Origin of the sequence: Lentibacillus cibarius, from assembly GCF_005887555.1 — a bacterium.
Classification (GTDB): Bacteria; Bacillota; Bacilli; order Bacillales; family Amphibacillaceae; genus Lentibacillus; species Lentibacillus cibarius.
Genome location: NZ_VCIA01000001.1, coordinates 3,524,776 through 3,544,991, shown reverse-complemented (window position 1 = coordinate 3,544,991; position 20,216 = coordinate 3,524,776). Strand labels below are relative to the sequence as shown.

Below are 20,216 nucleotides of genomic sequence, written 5' to 3'. Positions count from 1 at the left end.
CCTTTTCAACATTCCATTAAAACGAGGTAATCCCCTACGTCATAACCTTTCAACTAACAGGTAGACAACTCCATCCGCATTATTCATATTGCTTTATCATCCATTTTACTATAATTTGGCTGAATCGTCTGTTTAAGTGACACAAAGCACATTTAAATTATGCTATTTTTGCTAAACTGAAAATACTCACATAACTAATGAAAGGACGTATGTACTTGATTAAACAGCGATTATTATTAATAACAATTGTATTGACGTATTTGTTAATTGTTTTTGGTGGCTATGTTGCATCATCAGAATCCGGAATGGGATGCGGACCTGACTGGCCACTCTGTAATGGGAAAGTTATTCCACAGTTGAGCGGCGATACGCTGATTGAATTCGGTCACCGTGTTATTGGGGCTGTACTATTTTTCATGACTGTTTTTCTTTTCGTAAACATCAAAAAAGGAAACGGTCACTTGCAGGAACAAAAAGCTGCTAATTGGGTGATTTTGCTTTTGACACTACAATTGGTGATGGGGGCTGTCGTTGTTTTTTACCATCTTCCGTCTATCATCATCACTGTTCACTTATTAATTGCAATGATTTTTATAGCACTATTAATATGGCTATGGCGGCATGAGTCTGCCAAGTCTATTCAGAACACTACTATTGTGACCCATTTGAACATGGCGATTGTGTTATTATTCCTTACGATTGGACTTGGCGCATACATAAAACATGAAGAACTGGGGCTATCATGCGGCTGGCTGGAATGTACGGAGCAATCATTTTTTCCAGACACGTTTGCCCAACTTCTTCAAACTTCACACCGATTATTGGCACTCGTTTCAGCAGTATATATTATATTTCTTGTCTTTAACGTATTCAGGACCAATGAAACCTTCCTGAAAAGGCGTATGCTGCTTATTCTTGGTGTTGTCATCATACAGATGGCTGTTGGTGTCATGACCATTCTTTCGTTCCTATCCTTGTCCATGGCTGTGTTGCACTTGGCAATCGGGACGCTGCTGTTCGCAATGATTTTGGAAGTCAGAGTTATATGTTACAAGTAAAAAAGTGGAACGCATCAGTCAAGGTGCGTTCCACTTTCGTCTCAGGTTACTAATTCCATTAAATTAGGAAACGCTAACTCGGCAAATGCCTCTTCTACTAGCAACGGCTCATAGTGCCATAAAGCTTCGTCCGGCGTGCAACTGACAGTAACATCACACCTGATCGCTGCAAGTTTCTTTGATAATTGAAGCATATCAATATTCTCTCTTATCTTACGCTCTGTACCATTGGGCAAACATTCCAAATTAGCAAGAAGGTTATCAATAGTCCCATATTCTCTCAGCAATTTCAGTGCCGTTTTTTCCCCGATTCCTTTGACACCGGGATAGTTGTCCGAGGAATCTCCCATTAGTCCTTTCAAATCAATTATTTGTTGCGGGTGGATTCCTTTTTTATCATAAAACGTGTCACAATCAAACAATTCATAGTTTCCAATTCCTTTTTTCATAATCGCAACACTGATTCCGGCATCAACAAGCTGCAGCATATCCTGATCACCCGTCAAGATCAAGACTTCGTGGTCGGAAGAAAATTGTCTCGCCAGTGAACCAATACAGTCATCTGCTTCAAAATTTTCGCGACCAACATTCGGAATGTTAAATGCTTGTGTAACCTCTTTTATCAGATCAAACTGGGGAACAAGCGCTTCAGGTGGCTTGGGCCTATTCCCCTTGTAGTCTGGGTACAACGCTGTGCGGAATGTCTTACTCCCCATATCCCAGCAGCAAATGACATGCGTTGGTTCGAACCGGTGTACCGCATTAAAGAAGTACTGCAAGAACTGATAGACACCATTTGTTGGAATTCCATCTTTCGTGTACATAAAATTGCCGGAAAATGCTGTTGCATAAAAGCCCCGGAACAGTAAAGCCATTCCATCAACAAGCAAAACCTTTTTGTTTTTTGCCATCTTTAACTCTCCAGTCCTTCGTATGTTGCCAACATGGTTTCAAGCGTATGGTACTTTTCGCTCAGAATATCTATATCCACTGGCTGCTCTGTCAGCATAGCTATTTGCCGGTCTCTATAACCCTCCACGTGATGATAGATCATTTGTTTCATCTCTTGCATAATTATATTCCATTGATTTATATACGTTTCTTGCATCAGCTGGTGATAGTCATCTATATACTGTCTGGCATATGGATATAAACGATCATACAATGCTTCTTTCATCACTTCTTTTTCATTTTTGGCAAAGAAAGCTTTTGTTCCCTTAAATAGTTTTAACTCCCGCTGGAATGTTTGTGCCCCCAAGTTTTCAAATGCCTGTTCGTAGGCAGGCGTTTCCAGCTCGGGTGCCTCAGCATCGGGAAGCATAAATGCAGAATCAATATCATTACTCTGGCGCACATAATAATGGTGAACTTCCTGTTTTATGTCTGCGATAAAGGATTCCATTCTTAGGGAAACCGCTCGCAATTCCTGCATCAATTCATACCCAGTGTCATTTAGTAGGTTTTGTAGACAATGCTCCAGCTGCTCCATGGCACCCTTGCCGGTATCAGTGAATGTTGCTGGATTAAACGTTTCCTTAAATAAATCGTGAAAGCGAATGGACAGTCGTTCCAGAACATAATATAACTGTTTTTCCAGTTTCTGGCTAATTTTTTGTGTATAACTCGCTGCATGCAACTCATCTGCCAGCTGTTTTAAACTCGTCTCCTTTGATTTTAAAGACGCATGGAACTGTTCTTTTTCCTCCTCGTTCCATTGCAGCGCATCCATGTAGTGACGCACTTCCTCCGTCGCTCGGTGCATATCCCTAACAGCCGAGTGTTTCGTGATGGCCGTCAATTCCTCATGGATAAAATGATCGAACGCCGCTTCAAATACGGCCATTTCCTTGTTAAGCGGGGTGCCATTAATTTTTTCATCTAATGATTGTTTGCTGGAAACAGCGTATAGCTTCGGAAACCTGATACCGTATGTTACTAGCTGCTCTTCAATATAACCACGTACAAAGTCAAGTTCTGTCTGATCCGTCGCCAAATCTGATGCATTCATGACAAAAAACATTTTATCCTTTTGAAATGATTCTTTCACTCGACCAAGCTGCAGTAGAAAATCTCTATCTGCCTTTGCAAAAGCATGGTTGTAATAAGTAATATAGAATATCGCATCAGCGTATTTAATATAATCAAAAGCAACTGACGTATGCCGTGCATTTACAGAGTCGGCTCCTGGTGTATCAACTAACGTAATCCCTTGTCGTGTGATAGGGCAATCATAGTAAAGGTCAACGGAGGCTATAAAACTAGCTTTCTGTTCATTTGTTACGTAATCTTTTAATGCATCAATAGGAACAGCAATTTCTTGAGCAAGACTATCACACATCTCCTCGTAGCCTTCCAGCACCGCATGAAGGAAATCCTTACTTGTTTTCGCTAAGTCTTCATGCATATGCAAATGTTGCTTCCTGATCCATCGCAGTAACTCATCCAAACTCATTGCATCTGGTACATCAAAATGCCTGATAAGATTTACAATGTCTTCTTTCAGTACATCCTTATCTTTCAGAGTCACTACTGCCGTACCATGTCCATTCGTTTCATTCACCGGGTTTATCCGATTGATGACAGCAGTCGTCGGATTCGGAGATGAAGGAAGCACATATTCTCCCATTAACGCATTGGCAAAAGAAGATTTACCAGCACTGAATGCACCGAATAAAGCGACTGTGTATGTGCGGTTGCGCAGGCGTTCATGTTTTTGGGACAAGTCCTGGATAAGAGTCTGAAAGCCAGGTAGTCCCGAAAGGATATCCATTGCCTCGTTTAGCTGATCAAGCAATCGGTCGATTGGCAGTGTATCTTTTTTCTCTGGTTGCGAATCAGGTATGTCTTTTGTTGGACGATCCACCGGTTTTGGTGCAGCATTTATGACATCCGGCTTATCAATCTCTTTGTATTGTGTTTTAAGTGCTCTATTCATTTTTGCCAATGATTCTGCTGATGGTTGTGGATTGTTCAGCACACATTCTAGCTCATTGCAAGATTCGCTTAAGTGGTGTTCCAGCATTTCCAGCGCTTCTTGTTTTTGGTGTGTCTGTTCGAGTTTTTGCCATTCCGCTTCGTAAGCAACTAACTCCTGATTCAGATTTTCTTTCAGTTTACTGTCTATTAACTCCCATAACTGCAACGCTTTTTGTTTAAATTTTTGCTTTACATCTGCAGTGACATCTCCTGTATAAACCAGAACATAGTCCCCTGTAATTTTCGCGCCCGGCTTGATCAGATCGCGAAGCATGCCTATATCATAAGAAACAGCGATATTCTGTACTTTTTCCATGAGCAGCGGATCTTGAAGCTGATAATGGGTAAGTAATTCCGTCCATTTGTCACGAAGCTTCCAGCGAATCGATGTCTCCATATTTTTCTGCAACGTTTCCAGGAAATCCTCGGAACGTTTTGTTCGTTCTGCTTCGGTCTTTTTCTTTGATCCAAACAATCCAATTTTAAAATCTTTCTGCTGTGCTTCTAGAAACAGCCGCGCTTTCTCACGCAGTTCTGCGGGCATTAAATAAGCATTTTTAAGCGTTGTATTTAATTCATGCATAAATGCCTCTTCCACTTGTTGTGGTACTGCCCTTAATTCGCTGATTGCCTTGTTCACATATTCCATTCGTTCACTGAAGTTTTCTCCTGCCTCTGCCTCCTGTAAACCTCGACTGGTTAATTCATGTTCATGCATTACTTGCAAGTATTCTTTATGTTCCTCTTTTAATTGTCCAACTGATCGCTTAATATCATAGACTTCCTGTTTTTCTGTTGTCATAAGAGAAACAAGTTTGGATTTAATAGCAGAAATCTCATTTTCTTGCAAGTCCTGCTCGGTTAAAGAAGAATAATAGATTGCTTCCGGGCTCAGTTTCCATTGATCAAACGTTTGTTTAATTTTTTTAGTGAATTCCTCAAATGCTAATTCCTTGGCGTTATGCTTATCAATCTGATTAATGATAATAAAAACAGGTATCCCGTAATCCTGCACCTTTGTCAAAAATTGCAAATTGACCTCAGACTGTACATGGTTATAATCCATCACGTAAAACAGCACATCTAATAGGTGCAGTGATGATTCAGTAATTAACCGGTCAGCATCGTCCGCCGCATCAATACCAGGCGTATCAATGACCGTGCACCCCTCAGGCAAAGTAGACTCCTGCAAATGGATTCCAATCTTTTTCACATTCCCCTTCGTTCTGGCATGTTCCTTAATATTCTCCATATTATATGGTTGCTCATAGGTATAGATGGTGCCATCATCAAAATACAGATGTGCACCTGCATGACCGGATTGAATCATAACGACGTTAGCGCTTGTCGGTATCGGGCTTTTCGGCAATACGGACGTTCCCAGCAAATAATCAATCATCGACGATTTACCGGCAGAAAAGTGCCCGGCGAAACCAATCATCAGCTTCGAGCTGCCCCATTTTTCATAAACCTCTAATAGCTTATCAGCATTATTGGTATCACCGTTATCCATCATTAGCTGATAAAAAGCAGCAAAATGTTGTTCCGTGATTCGACTTTTTTCTGTTTTTGTTCGCATAGCGTTGTCTTTTTCCCCTTTTATTTACACTTCTTCCAACCATTATACTTATTTGAATAAGGGATTTCTACCCCGTCAATCAGTTGACTCAGCTATTATTTTCGTGGAAATGAAACGGATGATATCACCACGGCTGACAACCCCCATAACTTGCTTATCCTCATTGACGACCGGAATTTTTTTAAAATGATGATTGGAGAAAATAGAAATAGCCTTTTCAACATCATCATCCGGATGGACCGCATAAATATTTTTCTTCATAATATCTTTTGCTTGATGATCAACACAGGAGGTAATTTTATTTTGGAAATCCTCGTGCTCGTTTACGATGACAAGCGAAAACATATCATAGATGGTTCGTCCTTTCGGTTGTAAATGGCGAATAATATCCCCGTCACTAATCATTCCTTTTAAACGGTCAGTTTCATCAACGACTGGAAAACCGCCAATCTTATTATTTACTAGAATTTGCAATAGCTGTTTAATTTTCGTTTCCTCATGAACCGAAATAACATCAGTGATCATAAATTCGTTTATTTTCAATGCACTTCACTCCATTCAATTCTGTTTGTCGTTAACAGTTTATTTCGACACATTACAATCGTACCACTAAGTTTAGAAAAATAAAACGAAAGCTAGCCGCTAATTCTAGTTTACATAATAATATTATGGTCAATATAAACTTGAAATAATCCCCAGCCAAATCAGGTGGCTGGGGATTATTTCAAACAGGATAAACACCATGTTTTCTATCCGTGAATATGATGTTTTTAGAATCATATACACGGTAGCGTTCAATCAGCTCATCTCGTAGTTTATCCGGGTCAATAACAGCGTCGATTACCATTTCTGAGGCCAGTCGGTAGATATCAATATTATTTTTGTACTCCTCCTGTTTTTCTTTAATAAACGTAGGCCGTTCCTCTTCTGGTAATTCAGCAATTTTGTTGGCATAAACCGCATTTACCGCGGCCTCGGGACCCATGACCGCAATTTGTGCAGTTGGTAGTGCGAGACACGCATCAGGTTCAAAAGCCGGCCCAGCCATTGCATAAAGTCCGGCACCATAAGCTTTGCGAACGACGACGGATATTTTCGGAACGGTCGCTTCACTCATCGTCGCCAGCATTTTGGCCCCGTGACGGATTATCCCAGCACGTTCAACTTTCGTACCAATCATGAAGCCAGGAATATCCATTAAGAACAACAACGGAATATTAAACGCATCACAAAGCTGAATAAATTTCGCAGCTTTATCGGCTGAATCCGGGAACAAAACACCACCTTTCATGCGTGGCTGATTAGCTATAACACCAACGGCTTTTCCATTTATCCTAGCAAGCCCGGTGATTAATTCCGGAGCAAATTTCTTTTTAACTTCACAAAAACTATCTGCGTCAATAATCGTTTAATCAAATCATGCATATTAAAGGCAGCGTTTTGATTTTCCGGAATGAGATCTGCTATGGATTTTTCATAAACTTTTACCTCTTTAGGTTCTACTGTATCCGGTTTATTCCTAAAATTAGCCGGGAAGTAGTCTAAGTAGCGCCGTGTATAGTCAATGGCTTCTGCTTCCGTTTTGACGAGAACATCACCAACGCCTGAAACAGAACAATGCATGCTAGCACCGCCCATTTCCTCAAGGCTTACCTTTTCACCGATGACTTTTTCAGCCATCCGTGGTGATCCCAGATACATCGATGCATTCCCTTCCACCATCACAACGATATCACAGAAGGCCGGAATATACGCTCCACCTGCAGCTGATGGTCCAAAAAGCAGACAGATCTGCGGTACACGCCCGGACAATTTAATCTGATTATGAAAAATACGCCCCGCACCACGCCGGCCCGGAAACATCTCTACCTGATCGGTTATTCGTGCACCCGCAGAGTCAACTAAGTAAAGCATCGGTATCTCCAGCTTTAACGCAGTCTCCTGGATACGGATAATTTTTTCGACGGTGCGTTTGCCCCACGATCCGGCTTTTACTGTGGAATCATTCGCCATGACACACACATCCTGGCCGTTAACCCGACCAATGCCTGTCACAACACCATCTGAAGGTAGCGAATCATCCATGCAATTGGCAAAAAAAGCATCTTCTATATCGATATCATTATCAAATAACCGTTCAAGCCGCTTTCGGACAAATAATTTTCCCTTTTCTTCATTTTTTCGATGGTATTTGTCCTGACCACCCTTTTTAATTTGTTCAGTTCTCTCTTTAAATTCATCCTTATATGTCATACTGTGTCCCTCCTGCTTCACTTTCCTTGGTATACAGGTTCTCGTTTTTCTTTAAATGCCTGCAGCCCTTCTATACGATCGTCGGTTGGGATAGTTTCGTTATAACATAGACGTTCAATGGAAAGCCCGGTAGAAAGATCAGTCTGTATCCCCTTATTAATCGCGGCTTTTGCCTGTTTCAATGCGATCGGACCGTTTTTAGCAATTTGTGCTGCCAGGCTGTATGCTTCCTCCCATAATTGAGATGGGTCTGATATTTGTTCAATAACCCCATGTTTTAAAGCCTCCTCGGCCAGAACAGGCTCTGCGGTAAATATCAGCTTTTTAGCTTGCCCAGTACCTATTAGTCTTGTGAGACGCTGGGTACCACCTGCACCGGGAATGATGGCAAGTGATGTTTCGGTCAATCCCATTTTAACGCCAGTCGCAGCAATCCGGATGTCACAGCCAAGTGCAAGTTCTAGTCCGCCGCCAAATGCAGCGCCATTCATAGCTGCAATAACCGGCATGTTCATGCTTTCAATGTTATTAATGGTTCTACCGATTTTTTCCACAGCCTGTACTACCTGTTTCTCCGTCATACCTTTACGTTCCTTCAAATCTGCACCGGCACAAAACGCTTTCTGACCTGCTCCGGTTATGATTGTCGTACGAATCGTATCGTCGTTATTTATTTTTTCAATATATGCATTCAGTTCGTCGAGAAGCGGGGCTGACAAAGCATTCATCGCTTCCGGTCGATTCAATGTTACAACTGCAATATGATTATCAGTTACGCTATAGTTAATCAGTGGAGCCATAATATTCTCCTTTCATGACTTTGTACCTAATTGCCCGGACCGCTCCAGACATGTGGAACTTTTCCGGGCAACAGGCATGCATGCGCTATTATTATTCTATAATGGCAATAACGTCCCCTTCGTTCACAAAATCACCTTCTGCGACCTTTAATTCTTGTACCGTTCCGTCGGATTCTGCCGGAATTGGTATTTCCATTTTCATTGATTCCAGAATAACGATATCCTGATCTTCTTCAACGGTTTCTCCTTTACTAACTTCTATCTTCCACACACTTCCGGCCATCGATGCTTTCACTTCTGTCATTTTCATAACCTCCTAGTTTGTTTTCACCATTGGTAAGTAATAGTTGTCAATAAATGCTGTCGTCGTGTTTCCATTTAAAAACTGGTCATGGTTTACCACTTCTATTAGCATTGGTATGTTGGTTTTAATTCCTTCCACTTTATAATGTAATAGCGCCTGTTTCAAAGCAGCAATTGCCTCACCTCTGTCTGCTCCCCGCGCAATCAGTTTACCAATCATTGGGTCATAGAACGGTGTAACAGTAAAATCATCCGTTACAGCTGTTTCATTACGGATATTCTCACCATCCGGCAGTTCAAATGCGGAAATATAGCCCGGCGAAGGGAAGAACGTTTCCGGATCTTCTGCGTAAATTCGTGCCTCGATTGCATGGCCGCTTCTTGCTATGTCCGATTGTTCATAGGCTAGTTTTTCTCCGTTGGCAATGGCAATTTGCTGTTCAACGATATCCAGCCCGGTTACTTCCTCTGTTACAGGGTGTTCCACCTGGATTCTTGTATTCATCTCCAGAAAGTAGAAGTGTTCCTGCTCATCAACGATAAATTCAATTGTTCCTGCATTTGTATAGTTTAAGGCTTTTGCTGCTCTTACAGCTGAATCGCCCATTTCCTGGCGTGTAGTTTCGGAAATAAACGGCGAAGGAGCCTCTTCAATCACTTTCTGATTGCGACGCTGGATAGAACATTCACGATCATATAAATGAACAACATTGCCATGATGGTCTGCCAATAGCTGTATTTCGATATGTCTGGCATTCTCCAATTTCTTTTCCATAAACATCGCACCATCACCGAAAAATGATTGTGCTCGTTTCGCATTGCTGTCAAATGCCTTTTCCAGCTCTTTATTCGTGTGTACCACTTGCATACCGATACCGCCACCGCCTGAAGCAGCTTTCAGCATGATAGGATAGCCGATTAATTCAGCTATTTCTTTTGCTTCTTCCGCATCGGCAACAGCCTCATCCGTACCCGGTACAATTGGCACGGCGGCATCTTTCATAGCTTTACGTGCTGCAATTTTATTCCCCATTTGTTCTAGCACTTGGCTAGATGGACCGATAAACAGGAGACCGGCATCTCGGCATTGACCAGCAAACTGACTATTCTCACTCAAAAATCCGTATCCGGGATGAATGGCATCTGCACCCGCTTGTCTGGCAATGGAAATGATTTTTTCGGCGTTGAGATAACTTTCCTGGACACGGGGAGGTCCAAGCAGATAGCATTCATCCGCCATGGATACAAATGGTGCTTTCTGATCTGCTTCTGAATACACGGCAACAGTAGCTATGCCCAGCCTTTTACATGTACGAATAATACGTGTAGCTATTTCGCCGCGATTGGCTATAACTATTTTCTTTATCATTGTTTCCCACCCTTATCTTGCAATGCTTTTGTCGCATACTCCCGCAATTTAAATTTCTGTATTTTTCCACTAGCAGTTGCCGGATACGCTTCAGTGAATTTGATGTACTTCGGAATCTTATGTCTTGCAATTTTGCCTTCACAAAACGACTTTATATCTTCTTCGGTGGCCCCTCCCTCGTCCTTAAGAATAATCCAAGCCATCATTTCTTCCCCATATTTTTCACTTGGTACACCAACAATCTGGACGTCGAGAACAGCTGGGTGCTGATAAAGAAACTCCTCTACCTCCCGGGGATAAACATTCTCACCGCCACGAATAATCATATCTTTCATACGACCGGTAATCTGTACGTATCCGTTCGCATCCATTACGGCCAAATCACCGGTATGTAGCCATCCATCCCTGTCAATAACAGCATCAGTGGCTTCAGGATTATTATAATAGCCTTTCATAATATGATAGCCACGTGTGCACAACTCACCAGGGACTCCTACTTCTTGTTCTTCGTTCGTCCCAGGTTCGACAATTTTTACCTCCACGTTTGGATGAACTTTCCCAACGGTTGTCGCACGCAGTTCAACAGGATCATCGGTTCTTGTCTGTGTAATAACCGGGGATGACTCCGTCTGGCCATAGGCAATGGTTATTTCTGCAGCTCCCATTTTATCCATGACATCCTTCATTACTTCAATCGGGCAGGTCGATCCAGCCATAATCCCTGTACGCAAATGAGAGAAATCGTACTTGGAGAAATTCGGATGATTCAATTCCGCGATAAACATGGTCGGTACACCATGCAATCCGGTACATTTTTCATCCGAAACAGCTTTCATCACTTTTTCTGCCTCGAATTGTTCTAAAATGACCATGGTTGTTCCTTTCGATACAGCCGCAAGCACACCAAGCACACATCCAAAACAATGAAAAAATGGAACCGGTATACAGAGACGGTCAGCGGCTGTCAGTTTCATGCAATCAGCAATTTGGTTTCCATTGTTAACGATATTGTGGTGGGTCAGCATAACCCCTTTTGGAAATCCTGTCGTTCCCGATGTATACTGCATGTTGATGACTTCTTTCGGGTGCAATGTCTGTTTTCTATCTTCAAGTGCATCCGCGGTAATCGTGCTTCCTTTTGAAATGACTTCCTTCCAAGTGTACGCATTCGGGTAATCATCATCACTTAGGACGATGATATTTTTCAGAAAAGGCAGTTTCGTAGACTGTAAATTTCCTTTTTCACTATGTTCAAATTCCGGACATACCTCTTTTAAAATATCAATATATGACGTACCTTTATACGACTCAGCTAGAATCAGTGTTGAAGATTCCGATTGCCTAAGTAAATATTCAAGCTCCCGCGCCTGATAATTAGTATTGACGGTAACGAGCACTGCCCCCATCTTACCCGTTGCAAACTGTGATGTAATCCACTCCGGCTTATTATCTGCCCAAATGGCAACATTCTCCCCTTTTTCAATCCCGAGTGCCATGAATCCCTTAGCTGCCTGATTGACCATCTCGTTGAATTCAATATACGTTTTGCGCAGATTCAATTCTGGATAGACGATTGCTTCCTGATGCGGATACCTATTCACCTGCTTTTCCAGCAATTCTCCCACGGTCAGGTTCAATAACGTCATGAATCTTCTCCCTCCATATCATTTTTCAGCAGCCAAGATGCCTTGCAATTACCATTCGCTGCACTTCCGATGTGCCTTCACCGATTTCAAGCAGTTTAGCATCACGTAAATACCGTTCCACTTCATATTCCCGCATATAACCATATCCGCCATGGATCTGAATTGCCTGATTAGCCGTCCGAAATGCTGTTTCGGTTGCATAAAGTTTGGCATATGCCGCTTCCTTGGAGAAGGGCTTATCATTATCTTTCAGCCAGGCCGCTTTATATACCATGTTACGGGCCAACTCTACTTCCATGGACATATCTGCCAGTTTAAACTGAATGGCCTGTAATTTGGAAATGGGCTTACCGAATTGCTGCCGCTCCTTGGCGTAACCGAGCGCCCTATCAAGGGACGCCTGTGCAATACCCAGCCCTAGTGCAGCGATGGAAATGCGACCGCCATCCAGCGTGTGCAAAAATTGCTTAAACCCTTTTTCGGGATCACCGAGCAGATTTTCTTTTGGAACACGGACATTTTCCAGTACAATTTCTGCTGTATCAGAGCCGCGTACCCCCATCTTGTCATAATTGCCTGTAATGGTGAGTCCTTCTGCATCAGCTGGAACAATAATGGCGGATATGATATTTTTCCCACGCTCATCCTTACCAGTGACAGCGGTTACAATAATGGTCTTTGCATAATTCGCGTTGGTAATGAAGCATTTTTCACCATTGATAATATAATCATCACCATCTTCAACTGCTGTCGTTTTCGTCCCACCTGCATCTGATCCGGCATTTGGTTCTGTCAGCCCGAACGAACCAAGTGCTTTGCCTTCTGCCATTGGCATTAGGTACTTTTCTTTCTGTTCCTTGGTTCCAAAATAGTGAATTGGACTCGCTCCAAGGGATACTGCCGCCGCATAGCTAAGGCCGGTGCTTCCGCATACGCGGCCGATTTCCTCGACAGCTATGACATACGAAAGTGTATCACCACCGGATCCACCATAGGCTTCAGGAAAAGGGATCCCTAAAAGCCCCAGCTCTCCCATTTGCTCAAAAATATCGAGCGGGAATGAGGCTTCTTTATCAATTTCGATAGCTCTTGGTTTAATAACTTCCTGTGCAAAATCCCGTACCATCTTCTGAATCATGCTCTGCTCTTTCGTTAATTCAAAATTCATGTCAAACCCCCCTTTGTTTATTCAAGAGACCGACTGGTTGGTCTGTATTGGTAATAAAAAAATGCTATACGACGATATTTATTAGATAAAAAGTCCGTTCTATACTATGTTATGTATCAATCGGTATTATTTCTACTCTATCTTTCTCTAATACGGCGTGTAGAATTAAATCGACAAAAATGGTTGCAATTTCTTCAATTGATTTTGGTCCAGACGGTCTATACCACTTATAAATCCAATTAACCATACCAAGAATAGCCATTGCTGTTATTTCCTCAGGTAAATCCCGGCGAAACACCCCGGTTTTCTTTCCCTCACTGACAATATCAACCATAAGCTGCTTAAACTGATCCCGTTTTTCTTTAATCAATGTTTCGTAATGCGGTTTTAAATAAATGTGTTCCTGATAAAAGACGGAGATATGTGATTTGTACAGGTCAAACACCTTAACAAATTCTTTAACAATTGCCTGCAATTTTTCAGTTGGCCATTCATATGTTTCTTTAGCAGCAGTCGCCTTTTCCAATACATATGTTATGAATTCATCATGAATGACAAAAAGTAACTCATCCTTGGAAGTGAAGTGATGATAAAAACCTCCCTTAGACGTCCCGGTTTCTTGGACAATCTGATTAACCGTAACGCCGTGGAACCCATACTTTTCAAACAGCACTAAGGATGCTTCAATGATCTTTTTTCGTAAATTCGTTCTGACCCCTCCTTCCTACTAAAATTAGTCTATCACATTTTTCAGAAAATATAAAGAAAAAATAACCAATTTACATGTAACTATTTATAAAGAAGCCAACTTTCGCAACCTAAGAGGAAAAAAGAAACAGGCAGTTTCAATAGGTGAAACTGCCTGTTTCTTTTATTCGTCAAAGGGTTTCTCGTATAACGCTTGTTTCCAGACTTCTGTAACTTCTCCATGATTGTCACCATCGATCACAAAGGAGCCATTGCTGGAACGATCACTAGCTGTAAGCTCCAGTGGATACACACTGTGTTTTTCGCCTGTATTCGTCCGGAAATAAATCGTGTCATTTTCGTCAATCGTGTACAGTCCCTTCAACCGGTGGGGTTTGCTTTTTAATTCCCGGAGCATGAGTAAGCCGCGTCTGCCTCGAACGGATTTCTCAAATGCTTTTAATCTCATCCGCTTACACGCACCACGTTGTGTCACGATAACCAGCGAGGGCTCTTTTGAGTCATCAAAAACTTGTCCACTTACAACAAACTCGCCTTCTTTCAACTGTATTGCTTTCACTCCTGCAGCCCGCTGACCAACAACAGATACTTCCGATTCATGATACCATAAACCGTATCCCCTATTGGAGGCGACGAAAACATCACAGTTTCCATTCGTCTGAAAAACATCGACAACCTCATCATTGTCTTTCAATTTCAGGGCAATCAGCGCTTTCGTATAACGTTGCGCTTTATACAATCTCATTTCACTCCGTTTGACATACCCATTTCTTGTAAAGAAGACAATATACTGGTCATCACTAAATTCCCGAACTGGTATAGTCTTGATGATACGCTCATCTTTATCCATCGTTACCAGATTAGAAATATGCTGACCAAGATCTTTCCATCTAATATCCGGCAATTCGTGAACAGGCAAATAAATATACTTCCCTTTATTAGTAAACAGAAGAATTTTGTCAGTTGTATTCAGCTCAAGCAGCCCCACGAGATGATCTTCATCTTTCATGGCAAAATCCTCACCATTCGAGGCCCCGTAGGAACGAAGGCTTGTCCGCTTCACGTAACCATCACTTGTAGTTGATACGACTACATCCTCGCTTGCTACTGTCACTTCAATGTCAAATGTCAAATCCTCAATCTTATCCTCAATAACTGTCAACCGTTCCCCGGCAAACGTTTTTTTCAATTGGCGAAGATCTTTCTTTATTGTCTGGAATAATTTTTTCTCACTGCCTAATACAGCTTCCAATTCATTAATCTGCTTTTTTAGTTCGGCTGCTTCTTTTTCCAGTGCTGTAACATCTGTATTCGTCAACCTATACAACTGGAGTGTGACAATCGCTTCAGCCTGTGCCTCCGAAAACGCATATTTTGCAATAATGCGTTTTTTAGCATCTTGTTTATCGTTGGAACTCCTAATGACAGCGATCAGTTCATCGAGAACAGATACTGCTTTCATCAGCCCATCAACAATATGCGCTCGATCATTTGCTTTTTTCAGATCATATACCGTTTGCCTTGTTACCACATCTTTTTGGTGAGCAATATAGGCATCAAGTATTTGCGGTAGTGATAATAATTTCGGTGTCTTGTCCTGGATGGCAACCATGTTAAAGGAGTACGTTACTTGCAAATCTGTATTTTTGTACAAATACTTTAAAACACCTTCACTGTCTGCGTCTTTTTTTAGTTCAATAACAACACGTAAACCAGTCCGGTCTGTTTCATCACGTACTTCGGCAATCCCTTCCACTTTCCGGTCAATTCGCAACTCATCCATTTTTTTAACCATGGCCGCCTTGTTCACTTCATACGGAATCTCGTCAATGACAATTTGCTGGCGATTACCACGAACATCCTCCACCTTTGCTTTCCCACGTACGACAATTTTGCCTTTGCCGGTTTCATACGCTTTTTTAATCCCGTCAATCCCTTGAATAATACCGCCGGTCGGAAAATCGGGACCTTTAATTGCCTTCATCAATTCAGCTACCGATGCATCTGGTTGATCGATCTTTTTGATAACCGCATCAATTACTTCTCCAAGGTTATGCGGTGGGATATCCGTCGCGTATCCAGCAGAAATTCCGGTTGATCCACTGACCAACAGATTCGGAATTTTAGCCGGGAGAACAACAGGTTCAGAGATAGTATCATCAAAGTTTGGTACAAAATCAACCGTTTCTTTATCAATATCTCGGATCATTTCCGAAGCTATTCTGGAGAGCCTGGCTTCTGTATAACGCATAGCTGCAGGTGGGTCACCGTCAATACTGCCATTGTTACCGTGCATCTCAACCAGACGGTTCCGCACTTTCCATTCCTGACTGAGCCGGACCATTGCATCATAAACGGATGAGTCCCCATGCGGATGGTAATTCCCGATAACCGTACCAACTGTTTTAGCAGATTTTCGAAAGTTCTTATCGTATGTATTTTTTTCTTCATTCATTGCATAGAGTATTCGTCTCTGTACTGGTTTCATCCCGTCCCTGGCATCAGGCAGTGCCCGTTCCTGAATAATATACTTACTGTATCTGCCAAACCGGTCACCAAGCACTTCCTCAAGTGGAAGATCCAAATAATTTTCAGCTTGTGTCAAGCCTTTTCCCCCCCTATAGTTTGCTAAAACGATTGGCTGATTATATCGCCATAACCAGCCAATTCGCACTCCTACCCCCGAAATTAGCGAATATCCTAGGGTGGTTGCAAGTCATTTTGTTAATCTATATCACGAATGAATCTTATCATTTTCTAAAATATTTGCATCCTCAGTCATACCAAATTCCACATGGCCTTCAATCCATTTTCTTCTTGGTTCTACTTTATCACCCATAAGTGTAGTAACTCTACGTTCGGCGCGGGCAAGGTCTTCAATGGTAACCCTGATCAATGTTCTTGTCCCAGGGCTCATCGTTGTTTCCCAGAGTTGATCTGCATTCATCTCTCCCAATCCTTTATAACGCTGCACGATGTACCCATTTTTAAATTTATTAATGGCTGCTTTCATTTCATCGTCATCCCACGCATAAACCGTTTGTTCTTTCTTGCCTTTGCCTTTTGTTATTTTGTAGAGCGGTGGGAGTGCAATATACACCATTCCAGCCTCCACTAATGGCCGCATATACCGATAGAAAAATGTCAAAAGCAAGACTTGGATGTGTGCACCATCAGTATCCGCATCGGTCATGATAACAATTTTATCATATTGAACATCTTTCAAATCAAAATCACCGCCGACACCTGCACCAATTGTATGGACGATTGTTGAAATTTCCTCATTCTTAAAAATATCCTGGATCTTAGCTTTTTCTGTATTAATTACTTTACCGCGTAGAGGGAGGACAGCCTGAAATTTACGATCACGTCCCTGTTTAGCCGATCCCCCAGCAGAATCACCTTCCACAAGATACAATTCATTTTTCTTTGGATTTTTGGATTGAGCAGGGGTCAATTTCCCGCTTAATAGCGCGTCCTTGCGTTTTTTCTTTTTACCAGATCTTGATTCCTCTCGTGCTTTTCTCGCCGCTTCCCGTGCCTCTTTCGCTTTGATCGCTTTTTTGACCAGCATTCCCGCAACATCAGGATTCTCTTCCAAAAAATAGGAAAGTTTCTCAGAGACGACAGCATCAACGACAGATCGTGCTTCCGTTGTTCCGAGTTTATCCTTCGTCTGGCCTTCAAATTGCAGCATTCCCTCGGGGATTCGAACTGATACAATGGCTGTCATTCCCTCCCGTATATCCGAGCCTTCCAGATTCTTATCTTTTTCTTTTAGGAATGCATTTCTTCTTGCATAGTCATTAAACACACGGGTTATTGCGGTTCGTGCACCTGATTCATGTGTACCTCCGTCCCTGGTTCGAACATGGTTGACAAATGAAAGCATATTCTCAGCAAACCCATCGTTAAATTGGAACGCGAAATCTGTTTCAATATCCTGCTGCTGACCTTCAAATGAAACAACATGATGAAGGGCGTCTTTCTCTTCGTTAAGGTATGTAACAAAGGATTTCAGCCCGTCTGGAAATTGATATGCTTCTTTTTGCTGCTCCCGCTCATCTAATAGTTCGATTTTCAATCCTTTTAAGAGAAAAGCCGATTCCCTTAAACGTTCCGATAATGTTTCGAAATTATAGATGGTAGTCGTAAAAATGGCAGGATCTGGTTTAAAATGAATGACCGTCCCTTTTTTATTTGTTTTACCCAACGTTTCTAGTGAAGTTGCGGGGTTTCCTCCATTTATAAAGCGCTGTTTGTATTTATTGCCGTCACGATAAATTGTTACCTCCAACCACTCAGAAAGGGCATTGACAACAGACGCACCCACACCATGCAGTCCTCCACTTGTTTTATAGCCGCCCTGACCGAATTTGCCGCCAGCGTGAAGAACAGTGAAAATCACTTCAGTTGTAGGCTTTCCGGTACTGTGTGTGCCGGTTGGGATACCTCTGCCGTTATCTTCCACAGAAATACTATTATCTTTATGTACCGTCACTTTAATCATGTCTCCGAAACCAGCCAGCGCCTCATCGACTGCGTTGTCCACCACTTCAAACACAAGATGGTGAAGCCCGCGCTGATCAGTGCTTCCAATATACATTCCGGGTCTTTTTCTAACGGCTTCAAGCCCTTCTAGCACCTGAATCGATTCATCGTTATACTGCATAGGTTCATTATTCATTAAGATGCATGCTCCTCTCTTTCTTCGTGAATGATACATCTTTTTTCACTATCATTCCAATGATAGAACAAATGTTTGTGATTGTAAATGTTCTATTATCGTTAAACATGTCTATTCGTACATTCTAACAGAAAAAATGTAAAGGGAAACCTCAATCAATGAAGCTTTCGACGCAGAAAGTGTGATGACTCAGCCTGCCCAACTTATGACCACCACTAATTTTTAATTGAACAGCATCGGGCATTTACTGGACAGTCGAATAAGATTTCTATATTGCATTATAGAAAACAATACAAGAGATAACAATGGATAAAGGTTCTTAGAATCGACATTTCATGGTAAAATGAGAGGCAAACAAATTTCATATTGGAAAGAAGGTAAGCTTATGGTTTTTTTTATTTTTGCCTTCATTGCTTATTTATTAGGATCAATCCCGTCTGGTGTTATTATCGGTAAACTCGGCTATAATATAGATATCCGTGAATATGGGAGTGGTAATCTAGGTGCTACGAATACATTCCGCATTCTTGGTGTAAAAGCTGGCATTACAGTAACGTTGGTGGATATTTTAAAAGGAACCACCGCAACAGTCCTTCCACTACTATTCGATGTGGAGGTGTTCCGGCTGGCAATAGGCCTGTTTGCTGTGTTAGGCCATACTTATCCATTGTTCACTAAATTCAAAGGTGGCAAAGCAGTTGCAACGTCCGGTGGTATTATTCTTGGGATTAATCCAGTTCTGTTTGCCATGATAATCCTGTCATTTTTTGCTACACTCTATTTATCCAAGTATGTTTCCCTATCATCCATGATTACTGGGATAGTTGCAATTATCGTGTCTGCCCTTTTTAGGGAAACAGGTCTTGTTATTGTCACTGCAATTCTTACCATTCTGGTTTTTTATCGCCACCGTGAAAATATTAAACGGATCAAAAATAGGACCGAACCGAAAATTACATGGATGTAACACCACTAGGCTAATACGTTTATATTCGTTTTTATTTTTAGTATACTATATAATGAAGTCTAATCAAGAAGGGATCAACATTGGAAACCATAGTCACATTTCCTAAGAAGCAATTATCTTATAAAACAAAACGTTTTCGGAAGTATAACATATGCGCTATTTAATGATTGGGTTGATTAAATTTTACCGGAAAGCAATCAGTCCACTAAAACCACCAACGTGCAGATTTTTCCCAACGTGTTCAGAATATGGGCTAGAGGCTTACAAACGATTCGGATTTATAAAGGGGAGTTTTCTGACCATCAAACGGATCAGCAAATGTCACCCATTTCATCCTGGTGGGGTTGATTTGGTACCAGAAAAAAATAAAAAGCACGATTAGAATAGGAGTTGACATAATTGAAGCTACATGTAACAGACCAAGCAGCTAAGTGGTATAAAGAAGAATTTGATGCTGAAAAGAATGATTATTTCCGGCTTTTTGTAAGATATGGTTTCGGAGGTCGTATCCCCGGGTTCTCGCTCGGTATCGGCAGGGACACTCCGTACAGTGAATATGCCTCGACTAATGCTGAAGGTATAAACTTTTATATCGAGGAGAAAGACGCATGGTATTTTGATGAGCATAATTTGACTATTCAGATGAACGAGCAGGGACTGGAACCGGAATTCATTTATAATCCAAACGAGCCAAAATGAAAC

General features: G+C 41.7%; 15 protein-coding genes and 1 pseudogene. 4 read left to right on the top strand and 12 right to left on the bottom strand.

Annotated features, from left to right (window positions below):
• Positions 1-215: 215 nt before the first annotated feature.
• Complete coding sequence (locus tag FFL34_RS17390; RefSeq protein ID WP_171046424.1) at positions 216-1,058, top strand: COX15/CtaA family protein; 843 nt, start codon at positions 216-218, stop codon at positions 1,056-1,058.
• A 41-nt stretch (positions 1,059-1,099) separates the two neighbouring features.
• On the opposite strand, the gene FFL34_RS17385 is transcribed toward FFL34_RS17390, so the two are convergent.
• From FFL34_RS17385 to parE, 12 genes and pseudogenes are all read right to left on the bottom strand, one after another.
• A complete protein-coding gene (locus FFL34_RS17385) occupies positions 1,100-1,969 on the bottom strand; it encodes a 5'-3' exonuclease (RefSeq protein WP_138604569.1) in 870 nt (289 codons plus the stop codon).
• Between the two features lie 2 nt (positions 1,970-1,971).
• Positions 1,972-5,613, bottom strand: coding sequence for a dynamin family protein (locus FFL34_RS17380; RefSeq protein ID WP_138604568.1), 3,642 nt, complete (start codon positions 5,611-5,613; stop codon positions 1,972-1,974).
• A 75-nt stretch (positions 5,614-5,688) separates the two neighbouring features.
• Positions 5,689-6,156: a CBS domain-containing protein gene (locus tag FFL34_RS17375; RefSeq protein ID WP_138604567.1), complete on the bottom strand. Its 468-nt coding sequence runs from the start codon at positions 6,154-6,156 to the stop codon at positions 5,689-5,691.
• 181 nt (positions 6,157-6,337) lie between these two features.
• A pseudogene (locus FFL34_RS17370) lies at positions 6,338-7,866 on the bottom strand (acyl-CoA carboxylase subunit beta).
• A 17-nt stretch (positions 7,867-7,883) separates the two neighbouring features.
• The gene (locus tag FFL34_RS17365; protein WP_138604566.1) at positions 7,884-8,666 is read right to left on the bottom strand and encodes an enoyl-CoA hydratase; all 783 of its coding nucleotides are present in this window, start codon (positions 8,664-8,666) and stop codon (positions 7,884-7,886) included.
• Between the two features lie 91 nt (positions 8,667-8,757).
• A complete protein-coding gene (locus FFL34_RS17360; RefSeq protein WP_138604565.1) occupies positions 8,758-8,970 on the bottom strand; it encodes an acetyl-CoA carboxylase biotin carboxyl carrier protein subunit in 213 nt (70 codons plus the stop codon).
• 12 nt (positions 8,971-8,982) lie between these two features.
• The gene (locus FFL34_RS17355) at positions 8,983-10,338 is read right to left on the bottom strand and encodes an acetyl-CoA carboxylase biotin carboxylase subunit (RefSeq protein WP_138604564.1); all 1,356 of its coding nucleotides are present in this window, start codon (positions 10,336-10,338) and stop codon (positions 8,983-8,985) included.
• Positions 10,335-11,984 carry an AMP-binding protein gene (locus tag FFL34_RS17350; protein WP_138604563.1) on the bottom strand — a complete coding sequence of 550 codons (1,650 nt, stop codon included), beginning with the start codon at positions 11,982-11,984 and terminating at the stop codon, positions 10,335-10,337. Before FFL34_RS17350 ends, FFL34_RS17355 begins: the two co-directional genes overlap by 4 nt.
• Before the next feature lie 25 nt (positions 11,985-12,009).
• A complete protein-coding gene (locus FFL34_RS17345) occupies positions 12,010-13,152 on the bottom strand; it encodes an acyl-CoA dehydrogenase (RefSeq protein WP_138604562.1) in 1,143 nt (380 codons plus the stop codon).
• Between the two features lie 109 nt (positions 13,153-13,261).
• Positions 13,262-13,843 carry a TetR/AcrR family transcriptional regulator gene (locus FFL34_RS17340; protein ID WP_138604561.1) on the bottom strand — a complete coding sequence of 194 codons (582 nt, stop codon included), beginning with the start codon at positions 13,841-13,843 and terminating at the stop codon, positions 13,262-13,264.
• Positions 13,844-14,023: 180 nt separating this feature from the next.
• The gene (gene parC / locus FFL34_RS17335; RefSeq protein ID WP_138604560.1) at positions 14,024-16,465 is read right to left on the bottom strand and encodes a DNA topoisomerase IV subunit A; all 2,442 of its coding nucleotides are present in this window, start codon (positions 16,463-16,465) and stop codon (positions 14,024-14,026) included.
• 129 nt (positions 16,466-16,594) lie between these two features.
• On the bottom strand, positions 16,595-18,547 hold the full coding sequence (gene parE, locus FFL34_RS17330) for a DNA topoisomerase IV subunit B (RefSeq protein WP_138604559.1): 1,953 nt from the start codon (positions 18,545-18,547) through the stop codon (positions 16,595-16,597).
• A 385-nt stretch (positions 18,548-18,932) separates the two neighbouring features.
• Between parE and plsY the strand changes: the two genes are divergently transcribed.
• From plsY to FFL34_RS17315, 3 genes are all read left to right on the top strand, one after another.
• On the top strand, positions 18,933-19,514 hold the full coding sequence (gene plsY, locus FFL34_RS17325) for a glycerol-3-phosphate 1-O-acyltransferase PlsY (RefSeq protein ID WP_138604558.1): 582 nt from the start codon (positions 18,933-18,935) through the stop codon (positions 19,512-19,514).
• A 151-nt stretch (positions 19,515-19,665) separates the two neighbouring features.
• On the top strand, positions 19,666-19,896 hold the full coding sequence (gene yidD, locus FFL34_RS17320) for a membrane protein insertion efficiency factor YidD (RefSeq protein WP_138604557.1): 231 nt from the start codon (positions 19,666-19,668) through the stop codon (positions 19,894-19,896).
• A gap of 17 nt (positions 19,897-19,913) precedes the next feature.
• Entirely contained in the window at positions 19,914-20,213 is a 300-nt protein-coding gene (locus FFL34_RS17315) for a HesB/YadR/YfhF family protein (RefSeq protein WP_138604556.1), read from the top strand.
• Positions 20,214-20,216: the final 3 nt, after the last annotated feature.

Excerpts from the sequence above, each read along its gene's own strand:
- FFL34_RS17385 (WP_138604569.1), bottom strand. The coding sequence starts at position 1,969 with ATGGCAAAAAACAAAAAGGTTTTGCTTGTTGATGGAATGGCTTTACTG.
- FFL34_RS17380 (WP_138604568.1), bottom strand. The coding sequence starts at position 5,613 with ATGCGAACAAAAACAGAAAAAAGTCGAATCACGGAACAACATTTTGCT.
- FFL34_RS17365 (WP_138604566.1), bottom strand. The coding sequence starts at position 8,666 with ATGGCTCCACTGATTAACTATAGCGTAACTGATAATCATATTGCAGTT.
- FFL34_RS17360 (WP_138604565.1), bottom strand. The coding sequence starts at position 8,970 with ATGACAGAAGTGAAAGCATCGATGGCCGGAAGTGTGTGGAAGATAGAA.
- FFL34_RS17355 (WP_138604564.1), bottom strand. The coding sequence starts at position 10,338 with ATGATAAAGAAAATAGTTATAGCCAATCGCGGCGAAATAGCTACACGT.
- FFL34_RS17350 (WP_138604563.1), bottom strand. The coding sequence starts at position 11,984 with ATGACGTTATTGAACCTGACCGTGGGAGAATTGCTGGAAAAGCAGGTG.
- FFL34_RS17345 (WP_138604562.1), bottom strand. The coding sequence starts at position 13,152 with ATGAATTTTGAATTAACGAAAGAGCAGAGCATGATTCAGAAGATGGTA.
- parE (WP_138604559.1), bottom strand. The coding sequence starts at position 18,547 with ATGAATAATGAACCTATGCAGTATAACGATGAATCGATTCAGGTGCTA.
- plsY (WP_138604558.1), top strand. The coding sequence starts at position 18,933 with ATGGTTTTTTTTATTTTTGCCTTCATTGCTTATTTATTAGGATCAATC.
- yidD (WP_138604557.1), top strand. The coding sequence starts at position 19,666 with ATGCGCTATTTAATGATTGGGTTGATTAAATTTTACCGGAAAGCAATC.